Annotated in this window: 13 protein-coding genes; 6 read left to right on the forward strand and 7 right to left on the reverse strand. The window is 69.9% G+C overall.

Annotated elements, in window-relative coordinates:
• The 3 genes from paaC to paaA are packed head-to-tail and all read right to left on the reverse strand — an operon-like array spanning nt 1 to nt 2,299.
• Nucleotides 1-888 (reverse strand): 1,2-phenylacetyl-CoA epoxidase subunit PaaC, encoded by an 888-nt coding sequence (paaC, locus tag AB0333_RS06680; RefSeq protein ID WP_366217883.1) that lies wholly within the window; start codon nt 886-888, stop codon nt 1-3.
• A gap of 17 nt (nt 889-905) precedes the next feature.
• On the reverse strand, nt 906-1,292 hold the full coding sequence (gene paaB, locus AB0333_RS06685; RefSeq protein WP_366217884.1) for a 1,2-phenylacetyl-CoA epoxidase subunit PaaB: 387 nt from the start codon (nt 1,290-1,292) through the stop codon (nt 906-908).
• Nucleotides 1,289-2,299 (reverse strand): 1,2-phenylacetyl-CoA epoxidase subunit PaaA, encoded by a 1,011-nt coding sequence (gene paaA, locus AB0333_RS06690; RefSeq protein ID WP_366217885.1) that lies wholly within the window; start codon nt 2,297-2,299, stop codon nt 1,289-1,291. Before paaA ends, paaB begins: the two co-directional genes overlap by 4 nt.
• A gap of 232 nt (nt 2,300-2,531) precedes the next feature.
• Between paaA and paaI the strand changes: the two genes are divergently transcribed.
• The 3 genes from paaI to AB0333_RS06705 all read left to right on the forward strand — a co-directional run bounded on the left by paaI (nt 2,532) and on the right by AB0333_RS06705 (nt 5,068).
• A complete protein-coding gene (paaI, locus tag AB0333_RS06695; protein WP_366217886.1) occupies nt 2,532-2,987 on the forward strand; it encodes a hydroxyphenylacetyl-CoA thioesterase PaaI in 456 nt (151 codons plus the stop codon).
• 97 nt (nt 2,988-3,084) lie between these two features.
• Complete coding sequence (locus AB0333_RS06700) at nt 3,085-4,404, forward strand: AMP-binding protein (RefSeq protein ID WP_366218107.1); 1,320 nt, start codon at nt 3,085-3,087, stop codon at nt 4,402-4,404.
• Nucleotides 4,405-4,453: 49 nt separating this feature from the next.
• A complete protein-coding gene (locus tag AB0333_RS06705) occupies nt 4,454-5,068 on the forward strand; it encodes a TetR/AcrR family transcriptional regulator (RefSeq protein WP_366217887.1) in 615 nt (204 codons plus the stop codon).
• A 109-nt stretch (nt 5,069-5,177) separates the two neighbouring features.
• On the opposite strand, the gene paaZ is transcribed toward AB0333_RS06705, so the two are convergent.
• Nucleotides 5,178-7,307, reverse strand: coding sequence for a phenylacetic acid degradation bifunctional protein PaaZ (gene paaZ, locus AB0333_RS06710; protein ID WP_366217888.1), 2,130 nt, complete (start codon nt 7,305-7,307; stop codon nt 5,178-5,180).
• A gap of 226 nt (nt 7,308-7,533) precedes the next feature.
• Here paaZ and AB0333_RS06715 point away from each other — a divergent pair, with 226 nt between their 5' ends.
• Genes AB0333_RS06715 through AB0333_RS06725 form a run of 3 tightly spaced genes read left to right on the forward strand, consistent with a single transcriptional unit; the run spans nt 7,534 to nt 13,003 of the window.
• On the forward strand, nt 7,534-9,090 hold the full coding sequence (locus AB0333_RS06715; RefSeq protein ID WP_366217889.1) for an aspartate aminotransferase family protein: 1,557 nt from the start codon (nt 7,534-7,536) through the stop codon (nt 9,088-9,090).
• The gene (locus AB0333_RS06720; RefSeq protein ID WP_366217890.1) at nt 9,087-10,448 is read left to right on the forward strand and encodes a SidA/IucD/PvdA family monooxygenase; all 1,362 of its coding nucleotides are present in this window, start codon (nt 9,087-9,089) and stop codon (nt 10,446-10,448) included. The genes AB0333_RS06715 and AB0333_RS06720 overlap by 4 nt, the downstream gene beginning before the upstream one ends.
• On the forward strand, nt 10,445-13,003 hold the full coding sequence (locus AB0333_RS06725; protein WP_366217891.1) for a GNAT family N-acetyltransferase: 2,559 nt from the start codon (nt 10,445-10,447) through the stop codon (nt 13,001-13,003). Before AB0333_RS06720 ends, AB0333_RS06725 begins: the two co-directional genes overlap by 4 nt.
• Before the next feature lie 164 nt (nt 13,004-13,167).
• On the opposite strand, the gene AB0333_RS06730 is transcribed toward AB0333_RS06725, so the two are convergent.
• The 3 genes from AB0333_RS06730 to AB0333_RS06740 are packed head-to-tail and all read right to left on the reverse strand — an operon-like array spanning nt 13,168 to nt 16,096.
• Nucleotides 13,168-14,034: a 3-hydroxyacyl-CoA dehydrogenase family protein gene (locus AB0333_RS06730; RefSeq protein ID WP_366217892.1), complete on the reverse strand. Its 867-nt coding sequence runs from the start codon at nt 14,032-14,034 to the stop codon at nt 13,168-13,170.
• Nucleotides 14,031-14,876, reverse strand: coding sequence for an enoyl-CoA hydratase/isomerase family protein (locus AB0333_RS06735; protein WP_366217893.1), 846 nt, complete (start codon nt 14,874-14,876; stop codon nt 14,031-14,033). The genes AB0333_RS06730 and AB0333_RS06735 overlap by 4 nt, the downstream gene beginning before the upstream one ends.
• Nucleotides 14,876-16,096: an acetyl-CoA C-acyltransferase gene (locus AB0333_RS06740; protein ID WP_366217894.1), complete on the reverse strand. Its 1,221-nt coding sequence runs from the start codon at nt 16,094-16,096 to the stop codon at nt 14,876-14,878. The genes AB0333_RS06735 and AB0333_RS06740 overlap by 1 nt, the downstream gene beginning before the upstream one ends.
• Nucleotides 16,097-16,187 lie beyond the last annotated feature (91 nt).

Raw genomic sequence — 16,187 nt, forward strand, 5'->3', positions numbered from 1 at the left:
CTACCAGGTGGCACCGGGATGCTTGCGGGCGAGCACCTGCATCTCGGCGAGGATGTATCCCAGGTGCTCGGAGTGCTCGCCGCGGCGGCCGAGGCACAGGGCGGCGGGGACCTCCGGGACGGCCAGCCCTGATCGGTCGAGGATGTCCCGCACCTGCTCCTCCCACTGTGCCCGGAGTGTGGACGGGCGGACGGCGATGCCCTCGAGCTCGTCGTGCAGCGGTTCGTCCTGGAACAATTCTTCGGTGTAGGGCCAGAGCTTGTCCAGGGCGCGGCGCATCCGGCGGGCCGACTCCTCGGTGCCCCGGCCCAGGCGCAGGGTCCACAGCTCAGCATGCTCCAGGTGGTAGTCGACCTCCTTGAGCGCCTTTGCGGAGATGGCGGCGATGGTCTCGTCGGCCGAGTCCAGCAGCCGGGCGTAGACCTGGTGCTGGTAGAGGGCCATGAACAGGCCGCGCACCATCGTCTCGGCGAAATCGCCGTTGGGCTGCTCGACCAGGTGCAGGGACGTGAAGTCCTCCTCCTCGCGGAAGTAGGCCAGGTCGTCCTCCGTCTGACCCCAGGCCTTGCCCGCGTAGCTGAGGAAGGAACGGGCATGGCCCAACTGGTCGAGGGCGATGTTGCCCAGGGCCACGTCCTCCTCCAGCTCGGGCCCGCGCGAGATCCAATGTGAGAGCCGTTGGGCGAGGATTAGGGCGTCATCGCCCAAATGGAGGGCATACCGCGCGGCGGCGTCGCCGGCGGGAGCCGCCTTCTGCAGGGCGATGTCCTCGGGACGCAGGGCGTTGCCGGGGGTGACCCGCGTGGCCGACGCCGCGGCGTCGCCGAAGCTGTCGAGGCTGTGGTCCGGCAGCCGGTCGGCCGCCTGGCCGGTCTTCTGGTCAGTCATCTGATCGGAGGGACCGTTCACAGGTGCTTCACCCCTTCGCTCTCCTTGTAGTACGTGGCGTGGCGATAGTCCTTGCCCTGAGGCGATTCGAACATCATGTCCTTGGCATCCGGGTCCGAGGTGGCGATGTCCGTGGAGCGGACCACCCAGAGGGAGACGCCCTCGTTGCGCCGGGTGTAGAGGTCCCGCGCGTTGCGGACGGCCATCTCCGCATCCGGCGCGTGGAGCGAACCGGCGTGGACATGGGACAGGCCCCGAGAGGAGCGCACGAAGATCTCCCAGAGCGGCCAGCCGGCCGACGTCGAGGCCTTTTGGCCGGACTGACGGTTCTGCTTGCTCTGGTTGTTCTGGTTGCTCTGGCCGTCCTGGCCGTCCTGGCCGATCACCGTGCTGCTCATGGTCATGCCACCTCTGCCTTCTGGTCCTGCTGGTTCTGCTCGTCCTGCTGCTTCCGCGCGAAGGCGGCTGCGGCCTCTCGGACCCAGGCGCCATCCTCATGGGCCTCCCGGCGACGGGCCAGGCGCTGGGAGTTGCAGGGGCCACCCCCGGAGACCACCCGCTTGAACTCGTCCCAGTCCAGCTCCATGTGCAGCCACTGACCGGATTCCTCGTCGTAACGCAGGTCCGGATCCGGCAGGCTCAGGCCGAGGACCTTGACCTGCTCGACGATCATGCCGACGAACCGCTGACGCAGGTCGTCGTTGGAAAAGCGCTTGATGTTCCACGCCATGGACTGCTGCGAGTTCGGCGAGTCCGTGTCTGAGGGGCCGAACATCATCAGTGCCGGGGCGTAGAAGCGGTTGATGGCGTCCTGGGCCATGGTCCGCTGGGCCTCGGTGCCGCGGGACAGCTCCAGCAGGATCTCGAATCCCTGGCGCTGGTGGAACGACTCTTCCTTGCAGACGCGCACCATGGCCCGTCCATAAGGGCCGTAGGAGGCACGGCACAGCGGCACCTGGTTGGCGATGGCCGCACCGTCGACGAGCCAGCCGATCGCGCCCATGTCCGCCCACGTGCGAGCGGGGTAGTTGAAGATCGAGGAGTACTTGGCGCGTCCGGTGAGCAGCTGGTCATTCAGGGTGTCCCGGTCCGTCCCCAAGGTCTCGGTGGCCGAGTACAGGTAGAGCCCATGGCCGGCCTCGTCCTGCACCTTGGCCATCAGGATGGCCTTGCGCTTGAGGCTGGGGGCGCGCGTGATCCAGTTGGCCTCCGGCTGCATCCCGATGATCTCGGAGTGCGCGTGCTGGGACATCTGCCGGGTCAGTGATTTGCGGTAGGCCTCGGGCATCCAGTCCCGGGGCTCGATGCGGGAGTCCTCGGCGATGATCGCGTCGAACCGGCGCTCACCCTCGATGTCCTCCGGTGTCCGGACGGCAGCCAGGTGCCCGCCGGAGCTCTTCTGTTCGGCCATGGTGACCACCTCATTCTCGGAATCGCCGTGTGCGGTGCGGCGGATGTCATCTCCATCCGTGCCACCGGGGCACGGATGGGAGCCGTCTTATTTACCGACCGTTCGTTCAGTATATAGGCATCGGCTCGCCGTTCGTCAACACGCGGCCTACGCTGACCGCGACCCGCAACTTGACCCAGGTCACAGATTGAGATTACCTAATGATCGTTCAGTAGATAATGATTGGAGCGCCATGACCACCACGGAGAAGGCCCCGCAGGCAGCGTCCCGGCTGGGCGACTGGCACGCCATCCTCCAGAACGACCCGGCCAGCGAGTGGATGGGCATCGAGGTGGAGGCGATCGCCGACGGGCACGCCGTCATCACCATGACCCTGCGCCAGGAGATGCTGAACGGCTTCGGCATCGCCCACGGGGGCATGGTGTTCGCCCTGGCGGACTCGGCCTTCGCGCTGGCGTGCAATCCGGCCGAGGGGTCGGACGAGACGGTCACGGTGGCCTCGGGCGTGGACATGAACTTTCTGAAGCCCGGCATCCCGGGGCGGCTGCTGACCGCGGTGGCCGACCGGCGCCAGCAGAACGGCCGCAGCGGCCTCTACGACATCCAGGTCCGCCAATCCCTGCCGGAGGGCGGCACCGAGGTCATCGCGGAGTTCCGCGGGCGGTCCCGCACCATCCCCAAGCGCTGACCCGGAGCCCGCGCCGGCGCTCGTCGCCCCGCCTCGCAGCACCCAGCAGCACCCAGCAGCAACCCCAGTACCACCGCACACATTAAGGCTTCCGATGATGACCGAGACCCTCTCCACGACCGACGCGACCCTCGGGCTGGACCCTGAAGAGACGATGAGCCGCGACCAGATCGAGGCCCTGCAGCTGGCCCGCCTCCAGGACACGGTGGCCTACGCCTATGAGCGCGTCCCGCTCTACCGGGAGAAGTACGACGCCGCCGGCGTCCACCCCAGCGACCTGAAGGAACTCTCGGACCTGGCGAAGTTCCCCTTCACGGACAAGGAGGACCTGCGACGGTCCTACCCCTTCGGCATGTTCGCGGTCCCGCAGGAGCAGGTCGCCCGGATCCACGCCTCCTCCGGCACCACCGGCCGCGCCACCGTGGTCGGCTACACGCAACAGGACCTGGACGACTGGGCCAAGCTCGGCGCCCGTTGCCTCCGGATCGCCGGGGTCACCCCGGGCATGAAGGTGCACAATGCCTACGGCTACGGGCTCTTCACCGGCGGCCTGGGAGCCCACGGGGCCGCCGAGCGCCTCGGCACCACGGTCATTCCGATGTCCGGCGGGCAGACGGAGAAGCAGATCACGCTGATCCAGGACTTCCAGCCGGACGCCATCCTGTGCACCCCCACCTATCTGCTGACGATCGGTGACGCCATGCAGCGCGCCGGCCTCGACCCGCGCAAGACCTCGTTGAAGGTCGGCGTGCTCGGCGCCGAACCGTGGACCGAGGAGATGCGCCACGAGCTGGAGGAGATGTTCGCCATCGACGCCTGCGATATCTACGGACTCTCCGAGGTCATGGGCCCCGGGGTCGCCGGCGAGTCCGGGCAGACGAAGGACGGCTGCCACATCTGGGAGGACCACTTCCGCCCGGAGATCGTGGACGCCTTCGACGACACCAAGGTCCTCCAGGACGGCGAGCACGGCGAGATCGTGTTCACGGCACTGACCAAGCAGGCCTTGCCCATCATCCGCTACCGCACCCACGACCTGACCCGGCTGCTGCCGGGCACCGCCCGCCCGGGCCACCGGCGGATGGGGCGGATCACCGGGCGCTCGGACGACATGATCATCCTGCGCGGGGTGAACCTGTTCCCCAGCCAGATTGAGGAACTCGCCCTCACCGTCGCCGGCCTGTCCCCGCACTTCCAGCTGGAGATCACCCGGCCCGGCCGGATGGACAAGCTGGCCGTGAAGATCGAGCGCCGGGACGACTGCACCACGGACCGGGCGCTGGCCGCCGCCGGCGAGTTGCAGAAGCTCATCAAGATCCACGTGGGCTCGAGCTGCCGCATCGACGTGGTGGACCCGGAGTCCCTGCCGCGGTCCGTGGGTAAGCTGAAGCGGATCCACGACCTGCGCACGCCCTGAGTCAGCAGGACCGTAGGACCATCCACCCGCGCTGATCAGGAGACCTGACATGACGACCGCTTCCGCCGTGCCGAAGTCCCCCCGGCGGGGCCGGCCCGGCTATGACCAGGACTCGGTGCTGGAGATCGCCGTCCAGGTGTTCAACCGCCATGGTTATGACGCCACCTCCATGGGGATGCTCGCCGTGGAGCTCGGGGTCAGCAAGTCGGCGATCTACCACCACGTGCCCTCGAAGGGGGACCTGCTGCGGCTGGCCCTGGACGAGGCACTCATCCCCCTGGAGGCCATCGGGGAGGATGAGCGCGCCCAGAACGGCGGCACCATCGAGCGCCTTGAGTACATCCTGCGCTCCACCATTCGCGTCCTGATCGACCGCCAGCCCTACGTCACCCTGCTGCTGCGCCTGCGCGGCAACACCGAGATCGAGCGTGACGCCCTGCAGCGCCGCCGCACGGTGGACCACACCATCGTGGACCTCGTGACGGCGGCCCAGGCCGAGGGCAGGGTGCGCAGCGACGTGGAGCCCCGCACCACCACCCGGCTGATGTTCGGCATGATCAACTCCCTGGTGGAGTGGTACCGCCCGGAAGGCCCGGTCTCCCCCGCACAGGTCGAGGAGAACGCGATCGCCATGATCGTGGACGGGCTGCGCGCCCGCGCCTGACCCAGCGCTTGCCCACCCCAGCACGACGGCGGCTGGTCACCTTCCGAGAAGGTGACCAGCCGCCGTCGTGCTCTGGTCCGTGCCCTGGCCCTGTGGCCGGCCGAGGGGCTCAGTCGGTCCAGTTCCGGTAGAGGGTGTCCTCCTTCTCGACCAGGGTCAGGACGGTGTAGGTCGCCACGATCTCGTCGTCCTGATTGTGGATCACGGCGTCCCAGGCGACCTCGCCGTACTCATCCGTCACCCGTGGCGTGATCTTCTGGGCGGTCAGGGTGATGCGGATGGAGTCGCCGGCTGCCACCGGGGTGACGAACCGCAGGTTCTCCAGGCCGTAATTGGCCAGCACCGGGCCGGGGGCCGGCTCCACGAAGAGTCCGGCGCCCCAGGCCACCAGCAGGTAGCCGTGCGCCACGGTGCCCGGGAAGAACGGGTTCGCCGCGGCCGCCTCCGGGTTCGTGTGGGCGTAGAAGGTGTCCCCGGTGGTGTGGGCGAACGCCGTGATGTCCTCCTGGGTGACCTGGCGCAGATCCGAGGCCAGGGCATCCCCGATCCGCAGGTCGGTGAGTGACTTCCGGAACGGGTGCTCCTGTCCGGCCTCGGCCCCGTATGCCGCCGAGCCCGCGATGCGGCGGTCCGCCCCGGTCTGCCACACGCCGGTGACGGCCGTGACCAGGTTCGGCGAGCCCTGCAGAGCCGTGCGCTGCATGTGGTGCAGGACGGCGCGGATGCCGCCGAGTTCCTCGCCGCCGCCGGCCCGTCCCGGACCGCCGTGGACCAGCTGCGGCATCGGCGAGCCGTGGCCGGTGCTGGACCGGGCGGTCTCCCGGTTGAGCAGGTGCACGCGGCCGTGGTGGCCGGCGATCCCGGTGGTCAGCGCGCGGGCCACCTCCGGATCGTTGGTGCACACGGTGGCCACGAGGGAGCCGGAGCCGCGCGCGGCCAGGCGGACGGCGTCGGCCACGTCGGTGTAGCCCAGCAGGGAGGTCACGGGGCCGAAGGCCTCGCGGGAGTGCACGGCCTCGGCGTCCCCGTCCGCCCAGGACAGCAGCACGGGGGACATGAAGGCACCGTGCTCGACGACGGCCTCCTCACCTGAGGCGGTGCGCACCGTGGGAGCGTCCAGGGTGCCATAGGCCAGCTCACCCCCGGCGGCGAGCAGGTCCTCGACGGCACCGCGCACGTCCCGCAACTGGTCCAGGGAGGCCAGGGCGCCCATGGTGACGCCCTCGGCGCGCGGATCGCCGAGGACCACACGTGAGTCCAACCGCGCGGAGACGGCTCGGGCCACGGCGTCCCGCTGTCCCTCCGGGACGATGGTGCGCCGGATGGCCGTGCACTTCTGCCCGGCCTTGACGGTCATCTCGGTGACGACGGCCTTGACGAAGGCGTCGAACTCCGGGGTGCCTTCGACGGCGTCCGGACCGAGGATGGCGGCGTTGAGCGAGTCGGTCTCGGCGGTGAAGCGGACACCCCCGGTCACCACGTTCGGGTGGGCCTTGAGCGACTGCGCCGTGGAGGCCGAGCCGGTGAAGGCCATCAGGTCACGGTAGTCCATGACGTCCAACAGGCCGCGGGCCGATCCGGAGATCAGCTGCAGCGAGCCCGCCGGCAGGATCCCGGATTCGATCATGATCCGCACCGCGGCCTCGGTGACATAGCCGGTGGGGGTGGCTGGCTTGACGATGGTCGGCACACCGGCGATGAAGGACGGCGCGAACTTCTCGAGCATGCCCCAGACCGGGAAGTTGAACGCGTTGACCTGCACGGCGGCACCCGGGATGCGCGTGTAGATGTGGGTGCCGATGAACGAGCCGTCCTTGGACAGCGGCTCCACGCCCCCATCCTGGATGACGTTGGCGTTGGGCAGCTCGCGCCGCCCCTTGGACGAGTAGGTGAACAGGACGCCGATACCGCCGTCGATGTCCACCATGTTGTCCACTGCGGTGGCCCCCGTGCGGTGGGACAGGGCGTTCAGCTCGTCTCGCCGGCTGTTGAGGAACAGCGCGAGGTCCTTGAGCTTCAGCGCCCGCTCGTGGAGCGTCAGTGCCCCGAGCTCGCGTTGGCCGACGGTGCGGGCGTGCGCCAGCACCTCGCCCAGGTCCAGGCCTTCGGCCCCGAAGCGGAGCATGGTTTCACCGGTATTGGCGTCGCGGACCTCCGCGGTGCGGGACCCCTCTGCGGGGGTCCACCACTGGTCGAGGACGTAGCTGGGGACAGTGGCGGCGGTGGTGTGCGTGGTCATCCGACAGAGGCCTTTCTGAACGATCGGTCAGTAATGATCACCACCCTAACAGGAGGGTGGTCCAGCACACAGCCTTCCGGATGGGCCATCCGACCCGGCAGCCCCGCAGTCCCGCAGTCTCGCGCCTTGCCGCCCCTGGCCAAAGGTCCAGTTGAATTACGGTCCACCTCTGTGCTTTTAATGGACGCCGGTTAGGTAAGGCTAACCTCATCAACGAAGGGACAGTATGACAGCCCCCAGCTCCACCGAGCAGATGGCCCCGGCCGCTCCCAGCGGTCAGACCATCCCGAGGCAGACCCCGGCCCTCCTCCCGCCGCACCCGGCCACGGACGCCGCCCTGCTCTCCGCTGACAACGCGCACCGCTTCGTGCAGGACACCGGGACCGCCGCCCTGCTGGCCGCCGCGGCGATCGTCCGGGCCCAGTCGCCGACCACCGGGCCGGACCCGGCGGACCTGCAGGAGTCCGTCTCCGGCGTCGACCTCGGGGCACCCCTCGGCTCGACCGAGGCCGCGCTGGCCGAGGCGTCCTCGCTCTATCTGGACGACGCGGTGTACTTCCACCACCCCCGGTACGCCGCCCACCTGAACTGCCCGGTGGCCCTGCCGGCCGTGGCAGCGGAGGCGCTGGTGACGAGCATCAACACCTCCATGGACACCTGGGACCAGTCCGCCGGCGCCAGCCTGATCGAGCGGCGCCTGGTGCGGTGGGCGGCTGACCTGGCCGGACTGGGCCCGGCAGCGGACGGGATCTTCACGAGCGGCGGCACCCAGTCGAACCTGCAGGCCCTGCTGATGGCCCGCAACCGCGCCGTCTCCCCCGGGACCGGTCCCCTCCCGCAGCGGCTGACCGGCTGGCGGATCTATGCCTCCCAGGACAGCCACTTCAGCATCGTGCGCTCTGCCGTCCACGTCGGCCTGGGTGCGGATGCCGTCGTGCCGATCCCGGTGGACCGGAACCGCCGCATGGACCAGGTCGCCCTGGAGCGGGCCATGAGCGCGGACGCGGCGCGGGGGCTCCGCGCCCTGGCCGTCGTCGCCACGGCCGGCACCACTGACTTCGGTGCCATCGACCCGCTGGACGCCCTGGCCGCGACGGCCCGCAGGAACGGCGCCTGGTTCCACGTGGACGCCGCCTACGGCTGCGGACTGCTCGCCTCCCCCACCCGCCGGCACTGTCTCGCGGGCATCGAACGGGCCGACTCCGTGACCGTGGACTTCCACAAGTCGTTCTTCCAGCCCATCGGCTCGAGCGCGCTGCTGGTGGCCGAGGGCAGCCGGTTCGCCCACATCACCCACCACGCCGACTACCTCAACCCGGACCAGGATCCGGACAGTCCCAACCAGGTGGACAAGTCACTGCAGACCACCCGGCGCTTCGACGCCCTCAAACTGTGGGTGACCCTGCGTTCCCTGGGCTCCGAGGTCCTCGGCGAACTCTTCGATGCCACCCTGGACCTGGCCGCCGAGGCGGGCCGGCTGGTGGAGGAGACCGGCGAACTCGAGCTCGCCGCCCCGGTCCAGCTCGGAACCGTGGTGTTCCGGTTCGCACCGGCGTCGAGGCCCGGGGCGGAGGACTCGTCCGTGGACCGCCTGCAGGACGCCCTCCGGCGCTCGCTGTACCGCTCCGGCGAGGCCATGGTCGCCGCCACCACCGTCGCCGGCCGGCGTCACCTGAAGCTGACCCTGCTCAACCCGCGCACCACCGTGGCCGATGTCCAGGCCATCCTGGAGGCCGTGGTCCGGCATGGGCGTGCCGTGGCCGGTGCGGAGGCGGCCGCATGAGCGCGCCCGTCGTCCATGACGCCATCGCGATCGGCGCCGGACCGTTCAACCTCGGATTCGCCGCCCTCGCCGGTCCCGCCGGCCTGGATGTCGCGGTCCTGGAGGCCCGGGACGCGCCCCAATGGCATCCGGGGATGATGCTGGCGGGCACACACCTGCAGGTGCCGTTCCTCGCCGACCTGGTCTCCCTGGCCGATCCCACCCATCCCCTGTCCTTCCTCGCCTTCCTCAAGGACGCCGGACGCCTCTACCCCTTCTACATCCGGGAGGACTTCTACCCCCTGCGGTCCGAGTACGCCAAGTACCTCGCCTGGGCCGCCGAGCGGCTGCCGGTCAGGTACGGGCACCGGGTGACGGACCTCCAGCATGACGGCACGGCCTACCGCGTCACCACGCACACTCCGGACGGCCCGCGCACCCTGGCGGCACGGAACCTCGTTCTGGGCACCGGCACCGAACCCCAGATGCCCGACGCCGTCCCCGGCCCCTGGCGCTCCGACCCGCGCGTCGTCCATTCCTCCGCCTACCTCCCCGCCCGGGAGCGGCTGCTGGCAGCCGAGCGCGTCGCCGTCGTGGGCAGCGGGCAGAGCGCCGCGGAGATCTTCGACGACCTGCTGGCCGGAGCCGGCGAGCACCGGCACGTGGAGTGGCTGACCCGGTCCCCCCGGTTCTTCCCGCTCGAGTACACCAAGCCGACGTTGGAGATGACGTCCCCGGACTACATAGACCACTTCACCGCCCTGCCGCAACCCACCCGGGACCGCCTCGGCGCGGAGCATCAGGGCCTGTACAAGGGCGTCAACGCGGACCTGCTGAACGGCATCTTCGACCGCCTCTACGCGGCCAGCGTGGACGGCCCCGCCCCGGCCACCCTGCGGACGGCCACCGCGCTCGAGGGCCTCCACGAACGCGGCGGCCGGTTGGTGCTGTCCCTACGCCACGGCGAGGACGGCGGGCTCCAGGAGACCGAGGTCGACGCCGTCGTCCTGGCCACCGGTTACGCCTACCGCCAACCGGACTTCCTGGCCGGCGTCGAGAACCGGCTGTCCCGCCTCCCGGACGGGCGCTGGGACGTGGACCGCGGCTACGGCATCGGCCGGCAGTGCGACGTGTTCGTCCAGAACGCCGAACTGCACACCCACGGGTTCACGGCGCCGGACCTGGGGATGGGCGCCTACCGGAATTCCGTACTCGTCAACCGCCTGTGCGGGCGCGAGCACTACGTGGTGGAACGACGGATCGCCTTCCAGGAGTTCGGGACGCCCGGCAGCCACGCGACCTTCGATCCCGCCGCCCATGCCGTCGGCGCCTCAGCACCGACCACCCCGTCCGCCGACCTCCAGGAGGCCCTTCGATGATCGACCAGACCACCATCCCCACCCCGGTTGAGGTGCACGGCGCCGACGGCACCGCCCCGGGCACACCCCGCTTCTCCTTCCGCCCCGTCGACCCGGCGGCCGATGCCGAGCTGCTCCACTCCTGGGTCTCCACCGAGAGAGCCCACTTCTGGGGCCTGACCGGAGCGAGCGTGGAGCAGGTCCGCACCGAGCACGAGCGGATCGCCGCCGATCCACATCATCACGCGCTCCTCGCCCGGGACGAGCGACGCGGCGGGACGCCGGCCTTCCTGCTCGAGACCTATGATCCGGCCCATTCCGTGCTGGCCGGGCGCTACGCCGGGCGGCACGGCGACGCCGGACTGCACCTGTTGCTGCCGGCCCCGGGCTCCGCGGATCCCGGCAACCCGGTCACCACCGGCTTCGGCGATCCGGGTGCCGCGGACCGCGCCGGTGGGACCGAGTCCGGCTACAGTGCCGCCGCCATGGAGGCGTCGCTGGAACATCTGTTCGCGGACCCGGCGGTGCTGCGCGTCGTGGTCGAACCGGATGCGCGGAACTCCGCGATCCAGGCGCTCAATGCGCGGTGTGGATTCCGGCCCGTCGAGCGGCTGGACCTCCCCTCCGCGGACGGCTCCCCGGCCAAGACAGCCCAGCTGTCTTTCTGCACCCGGTCGGACTTCGCCGCCGCCACCGGTCGTCCTGCGGACACCGTCGCCCACCTGTCACCGGTCCGCTGGGCCACCGCCAACCGTCATCTGCTGGCCAAGGCCCTCGCCGAGTTCAGCCATGAGCGGCTTCTCGAAGCTGTGTTCCGGGACGGCACCTGGCAACTGGACGGCCCCGGCGTGCGCTACCGGTTCCAGGCGCGGCGCTACGCGCTGGACCACTGGGACATCGATGCCGCGTCCCTGCGCTGCGAGGAACGGGCCGGGCACCCAGGCGAGGCTCGTGAGGGCGGTGCGGCGGCCGGCGTCGGGAGGCCGGGTGATGTTGACCCGGGGCCCGACGCCGGCTGGGCACCGGCGGTGCCCGACGTCCAGCGGTTCGTCACGGCCTTCCGCGACGTGCTCGGCCTGTCCGCGGCGCAACTGCCGGTGTACCTGGAGGAGATCGGCAGCACGCTGGCCTCGCACTGCTACAAGCAGTTGCACGCCGTGGCCACCGCGGCGGAGCTCGCCGCGGGCACGGGGGACGCCGTGGCCGACTTCCAGCGGATCGAGGCTGCCATGACCGAGGGCCACCCCTGTTTTGTGGCCAACAACGGCCGGCTCGGGCTGGGCACGGACGACTACCTGGAGCTGGCCCCGGAGACCGGCTCGGCCCTGCCGTTGGAGTGGGTGGCGGCTCATGTGTCCCGGACGCGGTTCACCGCCGTGGACGGCCTGGACCTGGACGGACTGCTCGAGGCGGAGCTCGGCCCGGAGCTGCGGTCCGCCTTCCGCACCCGGCTGGAGCGGGCCTGCGAGGAGACCGGGCTGGACCCCGCGGACTTCCTGCCCCTGCCCGTGCACCCCTGGCAGTGGCGTCACCGCCTCTCGGTGACCTTCGCCGCGGACGTGGCCACCGGGCACCTGGTGCACCTGGGTGCCACGGAGGACCTCTATCAGCCGCAGCAGTCGATCCGGACGTTCTTCAACCGCTCGGCCCCGGAGCGCCACTACGTCAAGACGGCCCTGTCCGTCCTCAACATGGGGTTCCTGCGGGGGCTGTCAGCGGAGTACATGGACGCGACGCCGGCGATCAACGACTGGCTTCAGGGGGTGTTCGCCGCGGACCCCGAGCTGGACCCGGGGCGTGTTCAGCTGCTGCGGGAGGTCGCCGCCGTCGGGTATGCCAATCCACTCTTCCATGCGGCCACCGAAAGGGATTCGGCCTACCGGAAGATGCTCGCGGCCCTCTGGCGGGAGTCACCGGCCCCGCGGATCGGGCCGGGCGAGCAGCTGGCCACCATGGCCTCCCTGCTGCACACGGATGCCGACGGGGCCTCCCTGGCCGCTGCGTACATTCGGTGTTCAGGACTGGAGGCCACTGTGTGGCTGGAACGCTACCTGGACGCGTACCTGGTGCCGATCGTGCACTGCCTGGTCCGCCATGACCTGGTCTTCATGCCGCACGGGGAGAACGTGATCCTGGTGCTGCGGGACGGCGCCCCCGAGCGGGTGCTGCTGAAGGATCTGGCGGAGGAGGTCGCGGTGCTCGGGGACCGGACGGACCTGCCCCCGGGCGTCGAGCGCCTCCGGGCCGAGGTGGCCCCGGAGGACCACGGGCTGTCCATCCTGACGGACATCGTGGACTGCTTCCTGCGCTTCCTGGCCCCGCTGCTCGAGCGCGAGGGCCTGGTCACCGAGGACCGGTTCTGGTCCGTGGTCGCCGAGCGTCTGACGGACTACCGGGCCCGGCACCCAGAGACGGCCGAACGTTTCGACGCCCTGCGCCTGCTGGAACCGACTTTCCGGCTGTCCTGCCTGAACCGCCTGCAGCTGCGGAACAACCGGCAGATGGTGGACCTGACGGACCCCGCCGGATCCCTGGCCTACGCCGGGGACCTCGACAATCCACTGTCCGGCCGCTGAGGCTGGGTGGCCGCTGGGCTGGGCTGCCGCTGAGCCTGGGCTGGGACGGCGTCCGGTGGTGCTCCACGCGTTTTCCGGGCAGAAATGAGTACTCATTTCTGCCCGGAAAGCGCGAAGGGGGACAGGGAATCGGGAAGAGCGAAGTGGCAGGGTGGTGCTGGTGGTCAAGTCCAGGTGAAGAAGCCCTGGCCGGTCTTGCGGCCGAGCTCGCCGGCGGCGACCTTGTCCCGCAGGATCTGGGGTGGGTCGAAGCGCTCACCCAGGGTGGAGGCCAGGTATTCCGCGATGCCCAACCGCACGTCCAGTCCGACGATGTCGGTGGTCTTCAGCGGCCCGGTGGGGTGCTTGTAGCCCAGGACCATCGCGTTGTCGATGTCCTCGGCACTGGCCACGCCTTCCTCGACCATCCGCATCGCCTCCAGCGCGATCGCGACCCCGAGCCGGGAGGACGCGAAACCGGGGGCGTCATTGACCACCACGGCAGTCTTGCCCAGCCCCGCGGTCCAGGTCCGGGCCGCCTCCACCCATTCGGGGGCAGTCTGGGCCCCGACCACGACCTCGATCAGGGTCGAGGCCGGCACCGGATTGAAGAAATGCAACCCCAGGAAGTTCTCCGGATGCACCAACTCCGCCGAGAGCCCGGTCACGGACAGGCTCGAGGTATTCGAGGCCAGCACCGCCCCCACATCCAGATACCGCTCCACGTCCTTGAGGGAGGAGACTTTCAGTTCCCAGTCCTCCGGGACCGCCTCGATCACCAACTCCCGGCCCGCGAAGACCTCCCGATCCACGGAGACCGTCAGGCGGTCCAGGACCTCCTCGAGGCTGGTCTCGAGTTGGTCACGCTCAGCAGACCGCTGGGCCGAGACGGCCACGCGGTCCCGGGCCGCGGCCGCTGCTGCCTCATCGCGCTCGACCACGACGACCTCGGAGCCCTTGACCAAGAATGCGTGCGCGATCCCGGCACCCATCCGGCCCCCACCGAGGACCCCGACCCGCCCCGGCACTGTGACGGACTCTGCACTGCTCATGACTGCTCCTGACTGGTGGTGGTCTTGCTGGTCTGGGTGGTCTGGGTGGGTTTGGTGTTCTTGCGGTTGAGGAAGGCCTGCATCCGCTCGAACTTGGCCTCGGACTCGAAGAGCATGGACTGGGCCAGGGTATCGATCACCGGATGCGCTTCACGGGGGGCGTGGAACACGGACTTGGTGATCCGGACCGCCAACGGGTCCTGCGCCCCGATCCGATCCGCCAACGACAGCGCGGCATCCATCAGCTCTGCCGGTTCGACCAGCGCGCTGATCAGTCCGGCCGCCAGGCACTCCGAACCGGTCAGAACCTTCCCGGCCAGCAGGATCTGTTTGGCCAACGGCTCCCCCACCAACTCCTTGAGCCGCCAGGTCGCCCCCGCGGCGGCCAGGATGCCCAGGTTCGTCTCGGGGTTGCCCATCCGCAACGCCGCCGTGCCGAGCCGGAAGTCAGCGGCATACGCCAACTCCGCACCCCCACCCAGGGCGTGGCCATCCAGGGCGGCGATCACCGGCATCGGCAGCTTCGCGATCCGCTCGAAGAGCGTGGAGTTGATCCCGGCCAGCGCATCGTCCCGGCCACGCTCACGCAACTGGGCGATATCCGCCCCCGAAGCGAAGACCCCCTTCACCCCACCCTCCGGATCCGACGGGGTCCCGGTCAGGATCAACACCTTCGGCACCCGCTCCAGGAACGCGCAGACCGTATGCAACTCATCCACCATCACCTGATCGATCGCATTACGCACCGCAGGCCGATGCAACCGCACCACCACCCGATCCCCACCCTCATCAACCACCAACGTGGTGAAGCTGTCCGGGTCCAGGGCGTCCACCGAGGCCATCAGACCGCCTCCACCAGGAGCGCCGCGCCCTGGCCGACGCCGACGCACATCGTGGCCAGGCCCCGCGCGCCCGGGGATGCCTCACGCTCGAGCCGGCCGAGAAGGGTGATCACGATCCGGGACCCGGAAGAGCCGAGCGGGTGTCCGAGGGCGATCGCGCCGCCGTCGTTGTTCACCGTTCCGGCATCCAGTCCCAGCTCGCGCAGGCTGGCCAGGGACTGCGAGGCGAAGGCCTCGTTGAGCTCGACGGCGGCGAGGTCACCGACCGCGGTGCCCGTGCGTTCCAGCACCTTGCGGCTGGACGGGACCGGCCCCATGCCCATGATCTCCGGCGCCAGCCCGGCCGAGGCGCCCGCCAGCACCCGGGCTCGAGGCGTGAGCCCGTACTTCGCCACGGCGGCCTCGGAGGCGACGATGATCGCGGAGGCCCCGTCATTCAGGGTGGAGGCATTGCCGGCGGTGACCACGCTGCCGCCCTTCACCACGGGGCGCAGCCCGGCGAGGACGTCGGCCGAGGTGCCCGGCCGCGGCCCCTCATCGGTGTCCACCACCGTCTCGGCGCCCTTGCGTCCCTTCACCGTCACGGGGACGATCTCCTCGGCGAAGCGCCCGGCCTCGATGGCGGCGAGGGCACGTTCGTGGGACCGGACGGCGAAGGCGTCACAGTCCTCGCGCGAGGTGTTGTAGACCCGGGCCACCTCCTCGGCCGTCTCCGGCATGGAGTAGGTGGCCTTACCTCCACGGGAGTACTCCCCGGACAGGAAGGCCGGGTTGGTGAAGCGCCAGCCGATGGAGGTGTCCACGACCTCGCCCGGCTTGGCGAACGGCGTGGCCGGCTTCTCCATGACCCAGGGGGCGCGGGACATGGACTCGACGCCTCCGGCCACCACGATCTCGGCCGCACCGGCCTGGATCATGTGGGTGGCCATCTGGATGGCGCTCATGCCGGAGGCACAGAGGCGATTGACGGTGATGCCCGGCACGTGGTCCGGGTAGCCGTTCAGCAGCCAGGCCATCCGGGCGACATTGCGGTTCTCCTCGCCCGCGCCATTGGCGTTGCCGTAGATGACTTCATCGACCGAGGCCGGGTCCAGCCCGGATCGCTCGACGGCGGCGCGGATGGCCACCGCGGCCAGGTCGTCCGGCCGGACGGAGGAGAGGGCACCCCCGTACCGGCCGACCGGCGTGCGGGCTCCTCCGATCAGGAATGCTTCGCTCACTTCGGCTCCGTTCGACGGGGATGCAGGGTTCACTGACCAGGCGGCATACAATTACCGACCAATCGTTCACTATTAGATTCGCACCCTCGGC

It is taken from the genome of Citricoccus sp. NPDC079358 (assembly GCF_040702545.1).
Classification (GTDB): Bacteria; Actinomycetota; Actinomycetes; order Actinomycetales; family Micrococcaceae; genus Citricoccus.

What these genes read in the sequence shown, in the direction of transcription:
- paaC (WP_366217883.1), bottom strand. Translation starts at nt 888, where the DNA reads ATGACTGACCAGAAGACCGGCCAGGCGGCCGACCGGCTGCCGGACCAC.
- paaB (WP_366217884.1), bottom strand. Translation starts at nt 1,292, where the DNA reads ATGACCATGAGCAGCACGGTGATCGGCCAGGACGGCCAGGACGGCCAG.
- paaA (WP_366217885.1), bottom strand. Translation starts at nt 2,299, where the DNA reads ATGGCCGAACAGAAGAGCTCCGGCGGGCACCTGGCTGCCGTCCGGACA.
- paaI (WP_366217886.1), top strand. Translation starts at nt 2,532, where the DNA reads ATGACCACCACGGAGAAGGCCCCGCAGGCAGCGTCCCGGCTGGGCGAC.
- AB0333_RS06700 (WP_366218107.1), top strand. Translation starts at nt 3,085, where the DNA reads ATGACCGAGACCCTCTCCACGACCGACGCGACCCTCGGGCTGGACCCT.
- AB0333_RS06705 (WP_366217887.1), top strand. Translation starts at nt 4,454, where the DNA reads ATGACGACCGCTTCCGCCGTGCCGAAGTCCCCCCGGCGGGGCCGGCCC.
- paaZ (WP_366217888.1), bottom strand. Translation starts at nt 7,307, where the DNA reads ATGACCACGCACACCACCGCCGCCACTGTCCCCAGCTACGTCCTCGAC.
- AB0333_RS06715 (WP_366217889.1), top strand. Translation starts at nt 7,534, where the DNA reads ATGACAGCCCCCAGCTCCACCGAGCAGATGGCCCCGGCCGCTCCCAGC.
- AB0333_RS06720 (WP_366217890.1), top strand. Translation starts at nt 9,087, where the DNA reads ATGAGCGCGCCCGTCGTCCATGACGCCATCGCGATCGGCGCCGGACCG.
- AB0333_RS06725 (WP_366217891.1), top strand. Translation starts at nt 10,445, where the DNA reads ATGATCGACCAGACCACCATCCCCACCCCGGTTGAGGTGCACGGCGCC.
- AB0333_RS06730 (WP_366217892.1), bottom strand. Translation starts at nt 14,034, where the DNA reads ATGAGCAGTGCAGAGTCCGTCACAGTGCCGGGGCGGGTCGGGGTCCTC.
- AB0333_RS06735 (WP_366217893.1), bottom strand. Translation starts at nt 14,876, where the DNA reads ATGGCCTCGGTGGACGCCCTGGACCCGGACAGCTTCACCACGTTGGTG.